This window comes from Phyllobacterium brassicacearum (assembly GCF_003010955.1).
GTDB lineage: Bacteria > Pseudomonadota > Alphaproteobacteria > Rhizobiales > Rhizobiaceae > Phyllobacterium > Phyllobacterium brassicacearum.
The window spans coordinates 19,902-40,637 of record NZ_PGGO01000024.1; the positions used below are offsets into that span (position 1 = coordinate 19,902).

At 59.5% G+C, this 20,736-nt stretch carries 19 protein-coding genes and 3 pseudogenes; 9 read left to right on the top strand and 13 right to left on the bottom strand.

Annotated features, from left to right (window positions below):
• The first annotated feature begins 29 nt into the window (after positions 1–29).
• The 3 genes from CU102_RS23525 to CU102_RS23535 all read left to right on the top strand — a co-directional run bounded on the left by CU102_RS23525 (position 30) and on the right by CU102_RS23535 (position 3,433).
• Positions 30–1,271 (top strand): ABC transporter substrate-binding protein, encoded by a 1,242-nt coding sequence (locus CU102_RS23525; RefSeq protein WP_106713518.1) that lies wholly within the window; start codon positions 30–32, stop codon positions 1,269–1,271.
• 66 nt (positions 1,272–1,337) lie between these two features.
• Positions 1,338–2,174, top strand: coding sequence for an ABC transporter ATP-binding protein (locus tag CU102_RS23530; RefSeq protein WP_106713519.1), 837 nt, complete (start codon positions 1,338–1,340; stop codon positions 2,172–2,174).
• A gap of 20 nt (positions 2,175–2,194) precedes the next feature.
• Positions 2,195–3,433 carry a phenylacetate--CoA ligase family protein gene (locus tag CU102_RS23535; protein WP_106713520.1) on the top strand — a complete coding sequence of 413 codons (1,239 nt, stop codon included), beginning with the start codon at positions 2,195–2,197 and terminating at the stop codon, positions 3,431–3,433.
• A gap of 31 nt (positions 3,434–3,464) precedes the next feature.
• Here CU102_RS23535 and CU102_RS23540 read toward each other — a convergent pair whose 3' ends face one another.
• The 12 genes and pseudogenes from CU102_RS23540 to CU102_RS23595 form a co-directional block, all read right to left on the bottom strand.
• Positions 3,465–3,929 (bottom strand): enoyl-CoA hydratase-related protein, encoded by a 465-nt coding sequence (locus CU102_RS23540; protein ID WP_166648556.1) that lies wholly within the window; start codon positions 3,927–3,929, stop codon positions 3,465–3,467.
• A gap of 40 nt (positions 3,930–3,969) precedes the next feature.
• Positions 3,970–4,666, bottom strand: a pseudogene (locus tag CU102_RS23545) (IS6 family transposase).
• Positions 4,667–4,717: 51 nt separating this feature from the next.
• Positions 4,718–5,479: pseudogene (locus CU102_RS23550) on the bottom strand (cytosine deaminase); the annotation flags it as partial.
• A gap of 48 nt (positions 5,480–5,527) precedes the next feature.
• Positions 5,528–6,472 carry an ABC transporter permease gene (locus CU102_RS23555; protein WP_106713522.1) on the bottom strand — a complete coding sequence of 315 codons (945 nt, stop codon included), beginning with the start codon at positions 6,470–6,472 and terminating at the stop codon, positions 5,528–5,530.
• Positions 6,469–7,518 carry an ABC transporter permease gene (locus tag CU102_RS23560; protein ID WP_106713523.1) on the bottom strand — a complete coding sequence of 350 codons (1,050 nt, stop codon included), beginning with the start codon at positions 7,516–7,518 and terminating at the stop codon, positions 6,469–6,471. The genes CU102_RS23555 and CU102_RS23560 overlap by 4 nt, the downstream gene beginning before the upstream one ends.
• Positions 7,508–9,037, bottom strand: a complete 1,530-nt coding sequence (locus tag CU102_RS23565) for an ABC transporter ATP-binding protein (protein ID WP_106713524.1) — start codon at positions 9,035–9,037, stop codon at positions 7,508–7,510. Before CU102_RS23565 ends, CU102_RS23560 begins: the two co-directional genes overlap by 11 nt.
• Positions 9,034–10,482 carry an amidase gene (locus tag CU102_RS23570; protein ID WP_245425498.1) on the bottom strand — a complete coding sequence of 483 codons (1,449 nt, stop codon included), beginning with the start codon at positions 10,480–10,482 and terminating at the stop codon, positions 9,034–9,036. Before CU102_RS23570 ends, CU102_RS23565 begins: the two co-directional genes overlap by 4 nt.
• Positions 10,483–10,504: 22 nt before the next feature.
• A complete protein-coding gene (locus CU102_RS23575; protein WP_106713525.1) occupies positions 10,505–11,491 on the bottom strand; it encodes a BMP family protein in 987 nt (328 codons plus the stop codon).
• Positions 11,492–11,659: 168 nt separating this feature from the next.
• Positions 11,660–11,877: pseudogene (locus tag CU102_RS23580) on the bottom strand (adenylate/guanylate cyclase domain-containing protein); the annotation flags it as partial.
• 231 nt (positions 11,878–12,108) lie between these two features.
• A complete protein-coding gene (locus tag CU102_RS23585; RefSeq protein WP_106713526.1) occupies positions 12,109–13,122 on the bottom strand; it encodes a LacI family DNA-binding transcriptional regulator in 1,014 nt (337 codons plus the stop codon).
• A gap of 101 nt (positions 13,123–13,223) precedes the next feature.
• Positions 13,224–13,733 carry a gluconokinase gene (locus tag CU102_RS23590; RefSeq protein ID WP_166648557.1) on the bottom strand — a complete coding sequence of 170 codons (510 nt, stop codon included), beginning with the start codon at positions 13,731–13,733 and terminating at the stop codon, positions 13,224–13,226.
• 28 nt (positions 13,734–13,761) lie between these two features.
• Entirely contained in the window at positions 13,762–14,520 is a 759-nt protein-coding gene (locus CU102_RS23595) for an SDR family oxidoreductase (protein ID WP_106713528.1), read from the bottom strand.
• Positions 14,521–14,620: 100 nt separating this feature from the next.
• On the opposite strand from CU102_RS23595, the gene CU102_RS23600 reads away from it, so the two are divergent.
• A complete protein-coding gene (locus CU102_RS23600) occupies positions 14,621–15,568 on the top strand; it encodes a 2-hydroxyacid dehydrogenase (RefSeq protein ID WP_106713529.1) in 948 nt (315 codons plus the stop codon).
• A gap of 11 nt (positions 15,569–15,579) precedes the next feature.
• Positions 15,580–16,611 carry an L-idonate 5-dehydrogenase gene (locus CU102_RS23605; protein ID WP_106713530.1) on the top strand — a complete coding sequence of 344 codons (1,032 nt, stop codon included), beginning with the start codon at positions 15,580–15,582 and terminating at the stop codon, positions 16,609–16,611.
• Positions 16,612–16,659: 48 nt separating this feature from the next.
• Here the strand turns inward: CU102_RS23605 and CU102_RS23610 are convergent, their stop codons facing one another.
• Positions 16,660–17,598 (bottom strand): LysR family transcriptional regulator, encoded by a 939-nt coding sequence (locus tag CU102_RS23610; protein ID WP_106713575.1) that lies wholly within the window; start codon positions 17,596–17,598, stop codon positions 16,660–16,662.
• A 123-nt stretch (positions 17,599–17,721) separates the two neighbouring features.
• On the opposite strand from CU102_RS23610, the gene CU102_RS23615 reads away from it, so the two are divergent.
• Genes CU102_RS23615 through CU102_RS23630 form a run of 4 tightly spaced genes read left to right on the top strand, consistent with a single transcriptional unit; the run spans position 17,722 to position 20,728 of the window.
• Positions 17,722–18,561 carry a transporter substrate-binding domain-containing protein gene (locus CU102_RS23615; RefSeq protein WP_106713531.1) on the top strand — a complete coding sequence of 280 codons (840 nt, stop codon included), beginning with the start codon at positions 17,722–17,724 and terminating at the stop codon, positions 18,559–18,561.
• A 30-nt stretch (positions 18,562–18,591) separates the two neighbouring features.
• Positions 18,592–19,290 (top strand): amino acid ABC transporter permease, encoded by a 699-nt coding sequence (locus CU102_RS23620; RefSeq protein ID WP_106713532.1) that lies wholly within the window; start codon positions 18,592–18,594, stop codon positions 19,288–19,290.
• Positions 19,290–20,000: an amino acid ABC transporter permease gene (locus CU102_RS23625; protein ID WP_106713533.1), complete on the top strand. Its 711-nt coding sequence runs from the start codon at positions 19,290–19,292 to the stop codon at positions 19,998–20,000. The genes CU102_RS23620 and CU102_RS23625 overlap by 1 nt, the downstream gene beginning before the upstream one ends.
• Positions 19,997–20,728 (top strand): amino acid ABC transporter ATP-binding protein, encoded by a 732-nt coding sequence (locus CU102_RS23630; RefSeq protein WP_106713534.1) that lies wholly within the window; start codon positions 19,997–19,999, stop codon positions 20,726–20,728. The genes CU102_RS23625 and CU102_RS23630 overlap by 4 nt, the downstream gene beginning before the upstream one ends.
• The last annotated feature ends 8 nt before the right edge of the window (positions 20,729–20,736 follow it).

Genomic DNA, 20,736 nt, shown 5'->3' on the forward strand with positions numbered 1-20,736 from the left:
AAACCGTGTCGCGCTTGGGAGGATTGGAAATGCAATTGCTGAATGCACTGCCATATGCTGCAGTCGTGACGGGAGCGCTGCTTCTTGCGGGCCCGACAATGGCGCAGGACAGCGAAATTCTTGTCGGCCATCTTGCCGACTATACCGGTCCCACCGCCTTCGTCGGCAAGCAGTATGGCGCCGGCGTTGCCGATGCCTTCAAGCAGATCAATGCGGACGGCGGCATCAACGGCGCTAAGGTCAAGCTTGATACCGTGGACTACGGCTACAAAGTGCCGGAGGCGATCGCGCTATACAAGAAGTGGGTCGGCCAAGGCATGGTTGCACTGCTGGGGTGGGGTACGGCAGATACCGAGGCGCTGATCAGCTTTGTCACACGCGACAAGATCCCCACGATTTCCGCGTCCTATTCCGCCCATCTCACGGATCCGCTTGGCAGGAACCCCAATACGAAATCCCGGACACCCTACAATTTCTTCTATGGCCCGTCCTATTCGGACGCATGCCGCGCGCTTGTGCAGTGGGCCAGCGAAGAAGCCCGCGCCAAAGGCATCGACAAACCGATCTTCGTCCATACCGGCGACAACCACCCGTATCCAAACGCGCCCAAGGAAGCATGTGCAGCCTATGCCAAGGAACTCGGCATGACCGTCGCCAATCCGGTGGTCGTGCCCCTCGCGCCGGGCGACTTCAAGGCGCAGTGCCTGACCGTTAAGCAAAGCGGGGCCAACTACGTCTACATGGGCAACCTGGGCGGTTCGGTCGTCTCTCTGGTCAAGAGCTGCAACACCGTCGGCGTCGACGCCACCTATATGGGCAATCCGTGGGCGGGTGACTATCTGACCGTCGAAGCCGCCGAGGCCAAGGGACTGATATTCCCGTCATCCACGCCCTTCTTCGGTGCCGAGGTGCCCGGAATGGCCCTTGTCAAGACGATCGTCGAAAACGGTACGGGGCTGGTTGGTAGCCGGCCGACGCACCATTACATCCGCGGGGTTTGCTCTGCCTACTACATGAAAGAGGCCATGGAATGGGCAGCCGCCAATGGAGGCATAACTGGCGCGAATATCCGTGATGGCATGTATCAAAAAGCGGACTGGGTGCCGAAGGGGCTTGAAGGTGTCTGCAGTCCGTCGACCTGGACCAAGGAAGACCATCGCGGCCTGCTGCAGGTCACCATCAATTCCGGCTCCGTGGAGGGCGGCAGAGCCGTCATCAAGGAGATCGCCACCATTACCCTGCCGCGTCGCGACGACTGGCTGGGGCAGTAACTGGCGCGTTGAGCGGGGAGCCCCGAGTGGCTTCCCGCCAAGTCGATAAAGAGGAGGGCAACAGCAATGACACTGACCGCCGAGCAAGTTGCAGAGTCGCTATCAAAGGAGGCGGATGACGCGCTGCTGTCCATCAACAATGTCGAGGTGATCTTCAACGGCGTCATCCTGGTGCTTCGCGGCATCTCGCTGAATGCTCGAAAGGGGAAAATAACGGCGCTGCTGGGCGCTAACGGCGCCGGCAAATCCACGACTTTGAAGGCGATTGCAGGGCTCTTGCGGACCGACGATGGCGAGATTACCCGCGGATCCGTGACCTATGACGGTCGCGACGTGACGCATACGCCTCCTGATCGCAAGGTGCGCGATGGCGTCTTTCTTGTAATGGAAGGGCGCGGCATCATTCAGGACATGACCATTCGCGACAACCTCCGGCTTGGGGCATTTACGCGTCCCGGTGCGAATGTCGAAACAGAGATCGAAGAAATTTACCGCTTCTTCCCACGCCTGAAGGAACGTAAGGGCCTGGCGGGGTACCTCTCCGGAGGAGAACAGCAGATGCTCGCTATCGGTCGCGCCATGATGGCCAAGCCGCGTCTGATCATGATGGACGAGCCGTCAATGGGCTTGTCACCTCTGCTCGTAAAGGAGGTGTTCGGAATCATCCGCCGGCTCAATCGGGAGCTCGGCATTTCCATTCTCCTCGTCGAGCAAAATGCCAACATGGCGCTCAAAATCTCCGACTACGGCTACATCATGGAGAATGGAAAGATCGTTCTAGACGGCTCTGCCGAGGAATTGCTGCAGAATGAAGATGTCAAGGAGTTCTACCTCGGAGGGGGTGAGGAGCGCAGATCCTTCCTCAACGTGAAGAGCTTCAGGCGCCGCAAGCGCTGGCTTTGATAGGAGCGATTGGAACTGCCATGACTGAATTCTACGATGCTCTCGAAACCCGTTCGCCCGAACAGCGCGACGCTGATTTGTTCGCAAGCCTGCGCCAGCAACTGGAGAACGCAAAGCACCATTCCGCATACTACCAAAAGTCGCTGGAGGGAATTGATCCGGAGACTGTCCGCAATCGTGCGGCACTGGCGGCACTTCCGCTGTTGCGGAAATCCGATCTGCCCGCCTTGCAGGAAGAAGCACCGCCTCTAGGCGGAATTGCGACGGTTCAGACAGGCCGCCTTCGTCGTCTCTTTCTTTCGCCCGGACCGATCGTCGAGCCCGAGGGCGACAAGGAGCACTGGCGGATGGCACGGGCGCTGCATGCGCTTGGAATTCGTGCCGGCGACAGAGTGATCAATACGTTCTCCTATCATCTCACTCCGGCCGGTTTCATGTTCGATCACGCCTGCGCCAAGCTGGGGGCTTGCGTCTTTCCGGGCGGTGGCGGTAACACCGAGCAACAGGCTACGGCTATCGCGCGGCTGGGCTTGACGGCATACGTCGGTACCCCGGACTTTCTGAAAATCATTCTTGTGCGCATGGACGAGGCTGGCCAGGATGCTTCCACGTTGCTCCGGGCGCTGGTCACCGGCGGCCCATTCTTCCCGAACCTCAGGGAGTGGTATGCTGCGCGCGGCATTGAGGCGCGGCAGTGCTACGGCACGGCGGAACTGGGGCTGATCGCCTACGAGACTGGCGGCGCCTCCGATGGCATGGTGACGGACGAGCATGTGCTGGTGGAGATCGTCCGGGCCGGCACAGGCGATCCGGTGGCGCCAGGGGAGGTGGGCGAGGTGATCGTCACGACGTTCAACCCACTCTATCCGCTGATCCGTTTTGCGACCGGCGACCTCTCGGCGGTGATGCCCGAGCCGTCGCCTTGCGGGCGTACGGCACTGCGGTTGAGAGGCTGGATGGGGCGGGCCGACCAGACGACCAAGGTCCGGGGGATGTTCGTTCATCCTTCGCAGGTTGCCCGCATCATCAAACCGCATGATAAAATTGGCAGAGCACGGCTCGTGGTTACCGAAGAAGGCGGGCATGACCAGTTGACTCTGCATGTCGAATATGCGGGCGAAGTCAATGGACTTGCAGACATTCTGGCGGATGCGATCCGAGCCGAATGCAGGATTCGTGGCGCAGTCGTGATCGAACAGCCCGGTACCCTTCCCAACGACGGCCGGGTCATCGACGACCGTCGCTCACTTGGCGTGTGACGGGCCGGCGCCCTTTCCGGCGATGGGTGCCCTACGAGACCCAGCGGGGCTTGCGCTTTTCGAGGAAGGCGGCAATCTCTTCGCTGGCTTCCTCGGCTTCCCAGGTATCGGCCAACTGGCGAATGGTATCATTAATAACCTTGTCGTTGATAGGGGGCCGAGCGACCGAGCAAGACGTTTGGCTCGGGCGACTGCGCCCCGCGGCAGCGAAAGATAGGGGGAAACTTCCGCCTCGATCACGTCGTCGAGCTCGCCGGGCGTCTACCGATTTTGCAATTATGTTCAACGTAACGGCCTCGTCCGCACTGAAAATGCGCGCGCTCATGAAGACGCGCCGAACCATGCCCTCGCCCATTCTCGCCACGACATAGGGGCTGATCTTTGCCGGGATGATACCGAGACGGATTTCGGTGAAGCCGAAACGGCAGTCGCTCGCCGCTACGGCGATATCGCAGATGGACGCCAATCCGATACCGCCGCCGAGGGGTATTGTCACATAAACGCTGGTGAAGTGGAGTTTGCCTCGACGGCCTGTTTCAGGCAGTCGCAATCGTCGCGATGTTCCATTGCGCTATCGCATCGAGACGATGGTGGCGGATGGCATTTGCTGAGCGGTTGGTGTGAGGTGGGACGAAGAGATTTCTGAGAGCTGAGAAGAGCGCGACGAAGCGTTGGGGGCCTCCTTGAGCCCTGCTTTATTCGCTCACGTTTTCGTAGCGGCAGATGTGAATTCTCCGCTCGATTGTTTAATCCTTTGTGGGAACGGTGCTCGAGGGTTGGCATGATCTGCCGCTTCGCTGCTCCATAGGAGCGGAGTTTGCCGGTGATCATACGCCTCGGCGCCATGCCCTGCTTCTTCAGCAGACGCATCAGCAGCCGCTTGGCAGCCTTGGTGTTGCGACGGTTCTGGACAATCTCGTCGAGCACATAGCCATCCTGATCGACAGCCCGCCACAGCCAGCACTTCCTGCCTGTGATGGTGATGACCATCTCGTCAAGGTGCCAGACGTCAGTCCGGCTTGGCTGCTTGCGGCGAAGGCGCCGGGCATAGTTTGGACCGAACTTTATTCCCCAGCGCCGGATCGTTTCATAAGAGACCGTGATCCCGCGCTCCAGCAGCACTTCCTCAACGAGGCGCAAGCTTAATGGAAACCTGTAATAGAGCCAGACGGCATGGGCGATGATCTGCGGTGGGAAACGGTGACGTTTGTAACTGACGGCAAGCTGGATCATGCCACGCCTTCTAGCCCAGAAATACTGACGCCACGTTTATGTGGCAATACCTACATAATAATTATCCATGGAATGCATGGAGCTGAGGTGGGAGCCGGCGACGCGTCCCTGGAGGCCGACGCGCACGGTCTGGGCGGCGAGTGTCTCGATGTGCCGCGACATTGGATCGTCGGTCTCGTCACAATGCATATCCACCGGCAGCCCGCGCTCGGCGGCGATCCGGCACAAGGCTTGGACCGATGCCGCGCCCTCGCTTATCGTGCGATCGAAATGCGGAATGCCGCCGACGATATCGACGCCCATGTCGAGGGCACGGTTCAAGGTTTCGACCGCTCCGGCGGAGCGATAATGGCCGTCCTGTGGAAAAGCCACGAGCTGAAGGTCGATATAAGGAGCGACCTTCGCGCGTACCTCCAGCAACCCCTCCACCGTCACCAGTCCTGGATCGCTGGTGTCGACATGGCTGCGGATGGCGAGAAGGCCCTGGCTGACGGCGAGGTCACAATAGCGCAGTGCCCGCTCCACGACCGCTTCTCTGGAAAGGATCGGGCGCAGCTCGCCCCAGAGGGCGATACCTTCCAGCAGAGTGCCGGAATGATTCATGCGGGCAGGCCAAGGGACAGTGTGGCGTCCATATGAAAATGCGGATCGACGAAGGGCGGGGTCACGAGGCGGCCGGTAGCGTCAATTTCGGCAGCGGCCGTCGCTTCGATCTTTGATCCGGTCTCGGCGATCTTGCAGTCCCGGATCCAAATATCGACAGCCTCCCGGCCATCGGGAAGATTTTGCGTTTCGGATGATCAGGTCAAACATGGTGCACCATGGAAAGCGGGTTGAGGACAATCGGTTCGCAAACAGGATTTACCGTTCGCCACGACGATAGGCTTGCATCAGCGCCTGCGGCACCTTCGCTCGCCGTGCCACCAGGGCAAGCGCCGCAATCGACAGGATATAGGGGATCATCAGAAAAATCTGGTATGGAACCCTGTCGCCCAGAACCGGTTGCAGTCTGAGCTGGAAAGCATCGAAAAAGGCGAAGAGCAATGCGCCGAGCAGTGCACGGCCCGGTCGCCACGAGGCAAACACCACCAGCGCGATGCAGATCCAGCCGCGCCCTTGTACCATCGTCGGAAAGAAGCTGTTGAAGGCTGACAGCGTCAAAAACGCGCCACCCATACCCATGAGCGCACTGCCCGCCATGATGGCGCTATAGCGTATGCGGACCGGATTGATGCCCTGCGCCTCGGCCGCGTGTGGATTTTCCCCGGTCATGCGGATCGCAAGTCCGAGCGGCATCCGGAAGATGACATAACTCATCACCATGGCGGTCAGGATCGCAAGATAGGTCGGCATTGTCTGGGTGAAAATGGCCTGGCCGAAAAATGGCAAATCGGACAATCCGGGAATAGAGACCGGCTTGAACGGCACGATTGTCGGCGGCGTAGAGGCGAGGGGCACGTTGAGCCGGAAAAGGAAATAACTGAGGCTTGAGGCAAACAGCGTAATACCGAGACCAGTTACGTGCTGCGACAGACCGAGCGTGACCGACAACAGGGCATGCATCAATCCGAACACGGCCCCGGCGAGTGCCGCCACCAGCATTCCGGTCCAGAGGTCCGCGCCATTATAGACAGTCAGCCAGCCGACCATCGCACCGAACGTCATGATGCCCTCGATACCAAGGTTCAGAACGCCGGAGCGCTCGCACAGAACGGCGCCGAGCGTTCCGAAAATCAGCGGCGTTGCGATCCGCAAGACCGCAGCCCACAGGCCCGCCGAGGCCAGTATGTCGAAAAGGGCCATCATCTGCGGATCCTGTATTGGGTGAAGAACAGGGCAACGAGCATCGTCAGCAGCGAAAGCGACACAACGACGTCGGCAATGTAGGTCGGGATACCGAGTGCCCGGCTCATGCCATCAGCGCCCACGAACATCGCCGCCGTGAAAACAGCAGCAGCGATCACGCCGACCGGGTGCAGATTGGCAAGCATCGCGACGATAATGCCCGAATAGCCGTAACCCGGCGATAGATCGGTGGTAACGTAGCCTTTAACCCCCATCACTTCGATGGCACCTGCGAGGCCAGCCAATCCGCCGGAAAGGCAGGCGACTTTGACCAGCGTCAAGCCGAGCGGCACGCCTGCGAAAGCCGCTCCCGCGGGGCTCAGGCCCGCTGCGCGCGTCCGTAGGCCGAAGACGGTCCGCGATTGCAGAAGATGCACGATTATCGCCGCCGCAACGGCCACTGCGAGACCGATGTGGAGGCGCGAACGCATGATCAGCTTGGGCAGCAATGCGTGCTCGCTGACGGGCAAGGACTGCGGCCACCCGAAAGCCAGCGGATCCTTGAGAACGCCTTCAACCAGCAGTGAAACGAACAGGACGGCCACGAAGTTCAAGAGCAGACTTGTTACGACCTCATCGACCGAGAAGCGCAGACGCAGCCACAAAGGCAGCAGCATAAGCAGCATTCCGGCCAAGGCCCCAGCGGAAAACAGGGTAGGGATGAGGAGTGGTCCCGGAAGAGCGGCGAGCGTACTCGAACCGAGGGCCGCAACGGTAATTGCACCGACATAGAATTGTCCTTCAGCCCCAATGTTCCAGAGCCGCGCACGGAACGCGACCGCGGCGGCAAGACCGGTCAGGATGAGCGGTGTGGCGCGCGTGAACGTTTCGGTGGCAGCAAGACGCGTGCCGAAAGCGCCGGTGACGATCCGCCAATAGGCTTCGAGCACCGGCGCACCGGCCATCGCAATCAGGATTCCCGCGATAGCGAGCGCGGCTGCCACCGCGATCAGCGGAGAAACCAGTACAAGGAAAAGAGGCCTGTGCGCCCGGCGTTCAAGACGCATGGCCAGCCTCTTCGCTCTGGAGCCATTCTCCTGCCATCATCAGACCGAGCATGCGTGGATCGGCGGTTTCTGCGGCGACCGGCGGTGAAAGCCTGCCTTTGACGATGGCCTGAATACGGTCGGCAAGTCCGATCACCTCATCGAGATCTTCCGATATCAGGAGCACCGCGGTTCCCTGACTGCGAGCTTCCAGTATGCGGGCATGGATGGCCGCGACCGCACCTTCATCGAGACCGCGCGTCGGCTGGGCAGCGATGAGGATGCGTGGCCGGTCATGCAAATTGCGCCCAAGAATGAGCTTCTGCATATTGCCGCCGGAAAGAAGACGCGTGCGGCTGGTCGGCCTGCCGCCCCGTACGTCGAATTCCCCGATGATCCGTTGGGCGAAGGCTATGCCGGCCTTTCGGTTCACCAGACCATATTTCGAAAAGGCGGGAGTCCAGATGCGCTCCAGTACGGTGTTTTCCCATATGGCCATCTCGCCGATCGCGCCCTCATTGTTACGGTCTTCCGGAATTCGGCCGATACCGGATTCGATCAGGGCGCGCACGCCAAGGTTTGCAAGAGGTTCCCCGAAAAGCCGGATATTGCCGATACTTGGCTCCGCAAGACCGGACACAAGATGCGAGAGCACCGCCTGGCCATTTCCGGAGACGCCGATAATGCCGAGTATTTCACCCTCGCACAGCCGGAAACTGATGTCCTTGAGCCGGTCCACGCCGCCCCGCCGGACCGTTACCCCGGTTGCTTCCAGAGCTACGGCGCCGGGCGTGGCCGCATCGCGAATCGGGCGTGTCACGCGGTGACCGACCATGAGTTCGGCCAGTTCCGCCTTGCTGGTCTCGCCCACGCGCCGCTCTGCTGCCACCTTGCCGCCACGCAGGACGACGATGCGATCGGCGGCGGCCATCACCTCATCGAGCTTGTGGGAAATGAAGATCAAGGAGAGTCCCTGCTTTGCCATTTCCTTCAGCGTGCTGAAAAGGCGCTCCGCTTCTATATTCGTCAGCACCGCCGTCGGCTCGTCGAGGATAAGAATACGGGCGTCGTTATAGAGCGCCCTGAGGATTTCCACCCGTTGCTGTTCGCCCACCGACAGATCGCCAAGTCTGGCATCGGGATTGACGCTGAGGCCGAAGCGTTGCGAAATGCTAAGGAGTTTCGTTCGCGCCGCGGCGGTGTCGGACTTGAATGACCAGAGTTTTTCCGTGCCAGTCATGACATTGTTCAGAACCGTCAGGTTTGGCGCCAGTGAAAAATGCTGGTGCACCATGCCGACCCCAGCTCTGATCGCCGCACGGGGTTTGCCGGACGGTAATTCAACGTCATCGACGCGGACAGTGCCGGAATCTGCCGTGTAATGTCCAAAGAGAATGCTCATCAGTGTCGTCTTGCCGGCACCGTTTTCGCCAAGCAGCGCCAGAATTTCGCCCTTGCGAAGTGCGATGGAGATGTTCTCGTTGGCAACGATGTCGCCAAAGCGCTTGCTGATGCCGGAGAGTTCGAGAACGGTCGTCATGCCGCCAAACCCGCAACAGGGAAGCGGTGATGCCAGCGTTCCTCCGCTTCAAGCCTTGCAGCAACAGCAAGCAATACGGGTTCATGCCCCATAGGGGCGAGTAACTGCACGGGCAAAGGCAAGCCGTCCTTGGCCCGGCCGAAGGGCAGGGTAATCGCCGGGAAGCCGGACACATTGGCAAGCGAGGCAAGCGGCGCGAAAGTTGCCATGCGATCAAGATGCAGTTCTGTATCCACGTGATCGGTTGGAAAGGAACCGATCGCCGGCGGTGCAAAAGAGAGCATGGGCGTCAGGATACAGTCCACCGTTTCGAACAATGCCCAGACATTGTAACTGACGTGGAGTGCATCGTTCAGTATGCCCCACAATTCCGTCCCCGCCATACGGTGACCCCGCTCGGCAAAGGCCCGCGACAGTGGCTCGGCAAGTTCCATATCGATCGCGGCGCTGTCCGCAAGGCGGGCAAGGTTTACGGAAACGATACCCGCGAACACCCTTTGGCTTGTGGCAGCGGATTTTTCCAAGGTTTCCCATTTGAGCGGTACAACTTTGTGTCCGTCTGCTTCCAGTACACGCGTGGCCTCCGTGACCGTCTGGCACCGTTCATCATCGGTGGGATAAAGTGCCCCCGTGCCGGTCAAAAAGCCAATACGGAACTTGCTTTCACTATGGTCCGGGGCAACCGGATCGGCGTAGGGACCTTTAGCCTTGCCACGGAGTGTCTGGAAAATCAGCGCCGTATCACGCACGGAACGGCAGACTGCCATCTCGCTGGCGATGCCGCCGAGATGATTGCCGAAAAGTGGCCCGCCGGGCATGGCGCCCCGTGTCGGTTTTAGTCCGACGAGACCGCAGCACGCGGCGGGCACCCGGATTGAGCCACCTGCATCCGTCGCGTGGGCGATTGCCACAATACCGGAGGCAACGGCAGCGGCAGCGCCACCGGAAGAGCCCCCGGCCGTTCGGGCGGGATCAAGAGGGTTGCGGCAGATCGGACCCCGTGCAGGTTCGCTTGCCAATGAAAGACCGAATTCCGGGCTCGTGGTGAGGCCGAACAGACAGAAGCCCGCATCGCGAAAGCGCCTTGCAATATCCGAGTCAGCGGAACCCTCCGCACGCCCTTCCAAGGCGTGCGAACCTGCATTGACCGGGAAGCCCGCAAAAGGCCCCCCGAGATCCTTGGCCAGCGTGGGAACGCCTGCGAATGGTCGTGCGCTGAAACGTACGTGTTCAGTGATGCGCTCCCGTTCCATCGCCATCGCGGCTGCGATGCCGCTATCCGAATCGAGATGGCAGATTGCTCCTAAACCGGAGTGGTCCGTGGCAGCGGCCAGGGCCGCCACCATGACACCAGTGCAGGATGACTCGCCTGTGCTGATTGCCTCAGCAAGCGCTGTCGCATCGCCACGGGTTTTCCCTTGCTTCGCTGTCTTCAACAGGCTCACGCCGCTCACACAATCGCCGTTGTTACTTGGGCTGCTCCACCATGATCGGAACTTCGAAGGCCCCGGATTTGATGGCACTGCGTTTGGCTTCCATGGCGGCCTCCGCTGCCGCCGGAGCCACACCCTTCACGTAAACGATGTCGCTGCCGCCATTCTTCATCAAACCAAAGGGCGTGTAGTTACTGCCGGTCGGCTTCCCCGCCTTCACGTCGGCGACGGCGGCATCGAGGATCGGCCGGAAATACCACATGGCATTGGCAAAAACCGTATCGGGATATCTCGGCGTATAATCGATCAATGAACCGACAGACTTGATCCCGCGCTCCTTGGCGGCATCGGCAGTGCCAATCCGCTCGCCGAAGAGTATGTCGGCGCCCGCGTCGATCTGAGCGAGACCGGCTTCACGCGCCTTCGGGGGATCGAAGAAGGTGCCGATGAAAGAGACCATATGCTTGGCATCCGGCCTCACTTCCTTGACGCCGGCTGCAAAGGCATTGATCAACATGTTGACCTCGGGGATCGGAATCGCACCGACTGAACCGACCGTACCTGATTTCGTCATAGCGCCAGCAAGCATACCGGCGAGATAGGCGCCGCCGTGATTCCAGGTTCCGAAGACGCCGAAATTTTTGCCTGAAGCCTCTCCGCTGGAGCCCATCAGGAAAGCGGTATCAGGATAATCGGCTGCGACCTGCCGGGCTTCACGCTCCACGGCGTAGGATTCGCCAACGATCAGTTTGCAACCTTGTTCCGAATATTCGCGCATGGCGCGAGGATAGTCCGTTCCGGATACGCCTTCGGAGAAGACATATTCAATGGTTCCGTCGGCAGCGGCGTCCTGAAGTGCCTTGTGAAGGCACGAATTCCACGCATTTTCAACGGGGGATGCATGAACGCCTGCGACCTTCATAACCCCTTGCGCCCTTGCGGCCGGCACCAAAAGCCCCGCGCCCAGCGCCACTCCCGTTGCCAATACTGCGCGCCGCGAAATTATAGTTTGTTTTGTCACTGCCTTGATCCCCTGTTTTTTACCAATTGTTCAAAAAATAGTAGGATTTGCACAAAAACGTGTCAAGGGAATGGGTGCTCAAAAAACGATCAATATGGCGTAGGCCGCTAAGGTTATCCCGGGCCGAAACTTATGGAATCGTAAAGATGCTGATCTGGTCGGTAATGTGCTGATCTGGTCGGTAATGCCTCGAAGCATGACGTTGTGCGACATCGGCGTCAGGCCGCGCCGCGCCAGGAATTCGGAGGCACGCGGGTCCTCAAGCACGGAACCGGTGGCGAAGATTTCGCGTGTCGTGGCTAGGTGCTGCACGCGCGAGGCAATGTTCACGGTCTGCCCGAAATAGTCCTGCCGTTCAGGCTCACGGCGATGCAAGACCCTTCGTGGGCGATGTCACGGTAATCCAAATTGTGGGCAACGATGTCCGAAACGGCCGAAGAGGGATACGCGCTACAACAAGAATCGGCAAAAAGCTCGCTAATATCGGCATTTTCAAAGGAAGGGATATCAGTAGCCTTCGACTTTGAATAGACGCCGTAGTTTTAAGAGTGTTTGACAGTTGAAGACGGTATCAGCTGTTCGATACGTTCAATACGACGAAAAACACGGCCGAAGCTTTAGCGGCTGCTTTCCCGTACAAGAAGCGTCGGTTCAATCGCCCTTTGAGTGACGTTCTCCTTGCCGTCAAGAAGATCGAGGATCAGAGCAGCGGCGATCTCGCCGATCTCGCGGGCACGAACATCGATCGTTGTCAGTGTCGGCACGGCAATGTTGCCGATTTCGTAGTTGCCAAAGCCCCCTATTGCTATCTGTTGCGGCACAGCGATGTTTCGCCGCTGACATTCCGTTAGTGCGCCAAATGCCGAAAGGTCCGAGACGCAGATGACCGCCTCTGTGTCCGGGTGATCCTTCAGCAGGGCTGCCATGGCGACCGCACCCTCGCGCATGGAAATCGGCGGCGCGCCTGCAGCGATGAGACGAGAGCAGTCCAGGCCGTGTCCTGTCATGGCCTGTACGAACCCGTAACGACGATCACTGCCGCGGATGTCCCCGCCGGCATCGCCGCCGATAAAGGCAATGCGCTCGTAGCCAACGGCGACAAAGTGATCGACCATGCCCCGTACCGCTCCGGCGTTCGAAAAACCCACATAGTGGCCGATTGGCTTGGCCGGCACATCCCATGTCTCGATCACAGGGATATGGGCGTTCTCCAGTAGCTTTTGTGCCCGTGGTGTATGCCGACCACCGGTCACGACGATCGCCTGTGGCTTGCGGCGAAGAAGTTGCTCGATCAGTCGCTCCTCGTTTTCCATGTCATAGTTGGTATAACCAAGGATGGTCTGCATATCACGAGCAGCGAGCGCGCCCGACAGCCCTGCAATCGTATCGGCGAAGTTTGCGTTGTTGATCGAGGGAATGGTAACGGCGACGAAACCCGTCTTTTGGGAGCGCAGGTTCGACGCGGTGGAATCGAAGACGTAGCCGAGTTCTTCGGCAGCCACGAGTATGGCCGTTCGTGTCTCCAGGCTGATCAGGCTGTCGGTTTTGAATGCGCGCGAGACCGTCATTGAGGACACGCCCGCCACGCGGGCAATATCGGCCATGGTGGGTGGCTTTCGATCTAGACTCATGGTGCGTTATGCTGGCTTCAGTTCAAAGTTGCAGGGCACTACATCTCCTTTGTCCGAGCAATGCAAGGCTGGTCACAGGCCAATCTCGTATGTGCTTCAAGTTAGATAGATTGACGCCAACCATTTCTGTTTTGTTGCAGCATCTCGATGGTCCTGGTCAATTCTTGCACAATTTCAACGAGAGGCTGGTTGATCGCGACCGTGACGGCGAATTCGTCTGAACGCGGCGCTTCCAGCGCGGCGAACTGGCTGTCGAGCAGGGAAGCCGGCATGAAATGTCCCGGTCGGTTGTGCATTCGCCTGGCGATCTCTTCTCTCGTCCCAGACAGGTGGATGAACAGAACGGGCTCTTCAACTTTCGCGCGGATCCGGTCACGATAAGCCCGCTTAAGTGCAGAGCAGCCAATTATCGTGGTTTCCTGGCGATGGGCGAGAGCATCGCCTACCCGGTCAAGCCAAGGCCAGCGATCGGTGTCGTGGAGTGGCGTTCCGGTGCTCATCTTGGCGATGTTCTCTGGTGTATGCAGATCGTCGCCGTCGACGTAGGTTGCGTCCAGCGCCTTGGCGAGTGCGGCGCCCACCGTGGATTTACCGCAGCCTGAAACGCCCATGATCACAAGTTTGGTCGGGCGAGCCACCTTAGAGCGACGCCGTGATGCCGCCATCGACGTACAAGGTATGACCGTTGACGAAGGACGAGGCATCCGAGGCGAGGAAGATGCAGGCGCCGACCAGTTCCTCGACCTTGCCCCAGCGACCGGCCGGTGTGCGCTTTTCGAGCCAGGCTGAGAATGTTTCGTCACTGACCAGCGCTGCGTTGAGCGGCGTGTCGAAGTAGCCGGGCGCGATCGCGTTGCATTGCAGCCCGTATCGCGCCCAATCCGTCGCCATGCCCTTGGTGAGATTGCCGACCGCGCCCTTGGTCGCCGTATAGGGGGCGATTGAGGGCCGGGCCAGCGCGGTCTGGACGCTGGCGATATTAATGATCTTGCCCTGTCCGCGGCCGATCATATGGCGCGCGACGGCCTGGCCGACGTTGAAGACGCTGGAGATATTGGTGCGCAGCAGCCGCTCGAAGGCATCGGCGGGGAAGTCTTCCAGCGGCGCACGAAACTGCATGCCGGCATTGTTGACGAGGATGTCGATCGGCCCGGTCTCGGTCTCGAAGCGGTCAATGGCTTCGCGCGCCGACTGATGGTCGGTTACGTCGAAGGCGAGCACACCGACCGGCGCTAAAAAGCTCTCCGCCGCCGTCGCGAGCTTGGTTGCGTCGCGGCCATTCAGCACCACGGCCACGCCCGCTCGCTGAAGCCCGGCCGCCAGCGCAAGCCCGATCCCTTGCGAGGAGCCGGTGACGAGTGCGCGCCGTCCCTTAAGGTCGAAAAGTTGCAGCGACATATCTTTCCTCCGATTTTTTGCCTCGACAAACGTCTCCAACCACGTTTATGTTATCGATAACATTTTCTGTCAAGCCAGTTCCTTTGGAGGAAAAAGCAAAATGTCGAACCCGGAAATCCTGCAGCTCGGGCCTTATCCCCAATGGGACGAGGAGCCGCTGAACGCCGCCTTCGGCGTGCACCGCTACTTCGATATCGCCGACAAACCAGCGTTTCTTGCAAAGAGCGGCCCAAGCATACGTGCCATTGCAACGCGCGGCGAGCTTGGCGCCAACCGGGCAATGATCGAGGCCTGCCCCAATCTGGAAATCATCTCTGTCTACGGTGTCGGCTACGACGCCGTCGATCTTTCAGCCTGCCAGGAGAAGGGCATCCGCGTCACCAACACGCCCGATGTCCTGACCAACGACGTCGCCGATCTTGGCGTCGCGATGATGCTTTGCCAGTCGCGCGGCGTGATCGGTGCCGAAGGCTGGGTGAAGGATGGCAGCTGGAGCGCGAAGGGTCTGTATCCGGTCAAACGCCGCGTGTGGGGACGACGCGCTGGCATTCTTGGCCTTGGCCGTATCGGTTTCGAGGTCGCCAAGCGTCTCAAGGGGTTTGACATGGAGATTTCCTACAGCGACGTTGGGGCGAAGTCCTATGCTGAGGGCATGCGCTTCGTCGCTGATCCGGTCGAACTTGCGCGGGATGTGGACTTCCTGTTTGTCACGCTCGCAGCATCCGCCGAGACACGCCACATTGTCGGCCCCGACGTAATCGCTGCTCTCGGTCCACAGGGCATGCTGATCAACATCTCGCGGGCCTCCAACATCGATGAGGAAGCTTTGCTCGATGCGCTCGAAAGCGGCGCGCTCGGCTCTGCCGCGCTTGACGTCTTTGAGGGCGAGCCGAAGCTCAACCCGCGCTTCCTTGCGCTCGATAACGTCCTGCTCCAGCCGCACCACGCCTCCGGAACCATCGAGACCCGCAAGGCCATGGGCAAGCTGATGCGCGACAATCTTGCAGCGCATTTCTCCGGAGCGCCGCTCCTGACGCCGGTTCTTTGAAGGAAGAAGTCATGAAAGCCATCGTCGCACACGCGGCCAAGGACGTGCGTATCGAAGACGTGCGCGAAGAGCAGGCCGGTCCAGGTGAGGTGAAACTGCGCCTCGCCACCGGCGGGATCTGCGGCAGCGATCTGCATTACTACAATCATGGCGGCTTCGGCACCGTCCGCCTGAAGCAGCCGATGATCCTCGGCCACGAGGTTTCCGCCACCGTGGAAGCGCTTGGGGAAGGTGTCGAGGGCTTTGCGGTCGGCGATCTTGTTGCCGTCTCGCCCTCGCGTCCCTGCCGGAGTTGCAAATACTGTCAGGAGGGCCTCCACAATCAATGCCTCAACATGCGCTTTTATGGCAGCGCAATGCCTTTTCCGCATATTCAGGGCGCCTTTCGTGAGAGCCTCGTTGCAGATGCCTTTCAATGCGTGCCGGCCGGAGACCTAACGCCCGGCGAAGCGGCCATGGCCGAACCTTTGGCCGTGACGCTGCATGCGACCCGGCGTGCCGGCGAAATGCTGGGCAAGCGCGTGCTCGTCACAGGCTGCGGTCCGATCGGGGTGTTGTCGATTCTATCTGCCCGCCGCGCCGGCGCCGCCGAGATCGTTGCGACCGACCTTTCTGATTTCACGCTCGCCATGGCGAAGACGGCTTGCGCTGACCGCACAATCAATACAAAGGACGAGCCCGAGGCATTGGCGGCCTATTCAGCCAACAAGGGAACCTTCGACGTGCTCTACGAATGCTCCGGCGCGGCGGCCGCGCTCTCCAGTGGTATCGCGGCACTCAGACCTCGTGGTGTCATCGTCCAGCTCGGGCTCGGCGGTGATATGAGCCTGCCGATGATGGCAATCACCGCCAAGGAGTTGGACCTGCGCGGTTCCTTCCGCTTCCATGAGGAGTTTGCAACCGGTGTCTCGTTGATGCGCAACGGGCTGATTGACGTAAAACCGCTGATCACCCACACCGTGCGGCTCGAAGATGCGCTCTTGGCCTTTGAGATCGCCTCGGACCGCAGCCGGGCGATGAAAGCCCAGATCGCGTTCTCGTAACGTCCTCGTTTGCAGGGCGGCCAAACGGGGCCACTTTCTGCTGTGCCGCTATTGGCTTGCCGACACCTTCGGCGAGAGGCAAGCCCAGTGGCCCTCGGCGCCGAGGTTTCTGACGACGGCAAGTAAAATTTTCCGCACCTCGGTGACTGCGCGCGTGGGCGGATGATTGACCGGCATATCGAGAACGAGGGTCCGGGTAAGGCCGGGATGCGTCAGGGCGATGGCGGAAAGACTTCTATTTTCATGGTCGGCATGGATCGCGCCGCGCCCAAGGATCGTCAACCCGAGACCGGCGCGCACTGCCGCCTTCGTGCTGGCCACACCTTCGATTTCGCGCACAATATTCAGCTCCCGACCAAAAATCAGGGCCTGCCGCTCAAGGAGAATACGGATTCCATGGCGACGTGTGGGCAGGATCAGCGGCAGGCCGAGCGCCTCTTGCACCGTCAACGTGGCGTCGACAGCGAATTCTCCTGAAGGGCCTGCGACGTAGAGCATTTCTTCAAACAGCGGCATGGACGTCGGTTTGGCCACACTGTCCAGCGTGACAGCAAGATCGTGGACACGCGTATCCACCGCTGCCCGAAGCGCTTGGCTGTCACCCTCGCTGATCGTCAGGCGGATCTTTGGAAATCGCTGAGAACATTCCTCGATCACGGGAATTGAGAGCGTGGGGCAAATTGAACTCAAAATACCAAGCGAAACGTCGCCCGTTGGATATTTCGCCTGCTCCTTCGTCGCTGCTTCCGCCTGGTCGAGCGCGCGCAAGATAGCCTGGGCATGGGACAGCAGCGTCTGCCCTGCCTCGGTGGCAACGACGCCACGCGGCGTGCGATTGAGGAGCTGGACACCCAGCTGTTCTTCGAGTCCGCGCATGTGAAGGCTGAGCGCCGGCTGCGCGACGCCAAGTTCGCCGGAAGCGCGCGTAAACGAACCGAGTTCGGCAATCTTGGCGAAGTAGCGCATCTTTAACGGGTCGAGAGCCATGTCAATATTCCGATAGCCATACTGAAACGATATATCAAATATGTCCAATATATATTTGTTTGCATAGCCCGCCATGCCTAAAACATCCTGACAGCGAGAGGTTTCGCTGTGGAGGAGAACAAAATGAAACTGAAGCTATTTCTGGCCGCCGCGGTCTTCGCCGGTGCGGCCTGTCTTTCGACGATCGTCGCTGCCGACCAGCTCAACGACATTAAAACCGCGGGAACGCTGAACTGTGGTGTGTTGACGAACTCGCCGCCGCTCGGATTCCAGGATCCCAAAACGCGTGAGCCTGCCGGCTACGAAATTGAGCTTTGCGGCATGTTCGCCAAATACTTGGGCGTCAAGCCCCAACTCACTCCCGTATCGCCGCAGACCCGCATGGCGGAGTTGACCCAAGGTCGCGTCGACATTCTTTCCTCGCTCCTCAGCTACAGCAAGGAACGCGCCGAACAGGTTGATTTCAGCGGTGCCTATATTGCCGAAGATTTTAACTTTGTCGTTCTGGATGGTTCGAATATCAAGACAGTCAATGATCTGTCGGGAGCGCGCATTGGTCTCGTCAAGGGATCCGTTCTCATTCCGTTGACTGAAAAGCGGCTCCCCGACGCGCGCATTTTGTCGTTCGAGACCAGCGCAGCATCGTTCCTCGCACTCCAGCAGGGCAAGGTCAAGGCGACGGTCTATCGCCATTCCGAGGGCAAGGCCGTTCAGCGCAACGCCGGTAACGATATCAAGGCGCTGCGCTTCCTTGACGAGCCATTGCTGTCGATGCCGTCCGGTTTCGCCTTCCGCAAGGGCTCTCCCGACCTCGTAAAGGCAGCCGACGAATTCCTGGCAAGTATCGAGAAAAGCGGCGAGGGGCAAAAGCTTTATGACAAGTGGCTTGGCAAGGACTCTGATCTGAAGGCAACGCGCAAGTTCGAGTTCGGCAAGCCGCAGTCGACCTGGTTTACGAATTAGTCCTGAAGAACACAGTGGGCTTGCAGCATCATGGGTTACCAGCTCGATTTCGGCAAGGTTCTGCGGGGGGAGTATTTGGATCTCATCCTGCAGGGCGTCCAAACCACGATGGTCCTCTTCGTCCTGTCGTGGGTTTTCGGGCTGGTCCTCGCGATTATCCTTACCGTCGTTCGGGCCATTGAGTTCCGGCCGACACAATTGCTTGTCGCAGCTTTCGTCGAATATCACCGCAATGTTCCGGTGCTGATCCAGTTGTTCGTGTGGTATTTCGGGTTTGCCGTTGTGCTGCCTGATGGCGTTAACGACTATCTGAACGATATCGGTGCCGAGATCGGCTACGCGATCGTGGCTCTGGCGCTCAACAAAGCCGCCTATATGTCGGAAGATTTTCGCAGCGGCATGCGCTCGATCCATCCCGCGCAAATGGAGGCCGCCCGTTCGATGGGCCTGACCTATCTTGGTGCGATGCGCTGGGTCATTCTGCCCCAGGCCTGGCGCCTGGCACTTCCGGCCTTGCTTGGCCAAACGCTGATCCTGTTTAAAGGCACCAGCCTTGCCGCCGGCATCGGCGTCGCGGAGCTTTCCTACCAGGCGCGTTACATCGAAGAACAATCCTTCAGGATCTTCGAAGCGTACGGCATCGCAACAGCAATCTACATGCTGATCTCCTTTGCGATCATGTGGCTCTCTGCCGTTCTGTCCGACCGGTTCCGGCTGAGGGTGAAATAATGCTCGAGATCATTCGCGAATACGGTCTCATGCTATTGGTTGGCGAATACCCGCATGGAAAGCTGGGCGGATTGGCGCTGACGCTCATCATCTCCATCGTCAGCCTCGCCGTCACCTTTCCCTGCGCGGTCCTGATCGCGCTGGCGCGAACCGGTCCGCTGCGTACGCCAAAGGCCATTGCAAGCGGGTTCGTGCACAGCGTGCGCGCTGTTCCGCTTCTTATGTTGATATTTTGGGCCTATTTCGCGCTGCCCATCGTCATCGGATTTCCGATCGACGCAACCTATACGCTGATCCTTGCCATTGTTGTGTACCAAGCTGCCTATCTTGGAGAGATCATTGCTGCTGGGATCGAGGGACTGCCCAAGGGGCAAAGCGAAGCCGCCAAAGCGCTGGGATTGGGCTATGTCCCGACGACCTTCCGCGTAATCCTGCCACAGGCGATTTTCAATGTCATTCCCGGCATCGTCAACCAGTTGACGACCATCATCAAGGAATCCTCGCTCGGATCGATCATCGCCGTCTCGGAGCTTTCCTACGTGATGTTGCAGGTCAACTCGAACGAGGTGACCAAGCCGCTTCAGATCTTCGGGATTCTTGCCGCCACGTATTTCATCCTCTGCTTTGCGCTGAGCCAGGCAACAAACTGGCTGGAAAGGCGGATCGCCAACAGGCGAACGGGACGTGTCGTTGTGGAGGCGGTGGCATGATCGAGTTTCAAGGCGTTTCCAAGTGGTATGGCACCCTCAAGGTACTCAAGGACATTTCCGCGACTGTCGATAAGGGAACGACCATCGTGCTGTGCGGGCCCTCCGGTTCAGGAAAATCCACCTTGGTGCGAACGGTCAACCGACTGGAGCCGATCCAGGAAGGCACGATCACCGTCGCTGGTGCGGACATTTACGCCAAGTCGGTAAACGTGAATACGCTCAGGATGGGCATTGGCTTTGTCTTCCAGCAATTCAATCTGTTTCCACATCTGACCGTCATCGACAATGTCATGCTGCCTTTGCGCCGGCTCCATCATCAATCGCGCAAGGAGGCGCTGCCAACCGCACTGCTGATGCTGGAGCGGGTCGGACTTGCAGACAAGGCGCATGCGCTTCCTGCCGATATTTCCGGCGGTCAGTCCCAGCGCGTGGCGATTGCCCGGTCCCTCATCCTCAATCCCGAGGTGCTGATCCTCGATGAGCCGACCAGCGCGCTTGATCCTGAAATGGTCAGTGAAGTCCTCAAACTGCTTCGCCAGCTTTCGGGGGAAGGCATGACCATGATGTGCGTGACCCACGAAATGGGCTTTGCCCGTGAGGTGGCCGACCGCATCTGGTTCCTGAAAAACGGGGAACTGACGTTCGATGCCAAGCCGCTGGTGTTCTTTTCCCCCGAGGCCCACCCGGACGTGCGGGGGTTCCTCTCCGCCATCCAAAAAAACCACTAGAGCCAACA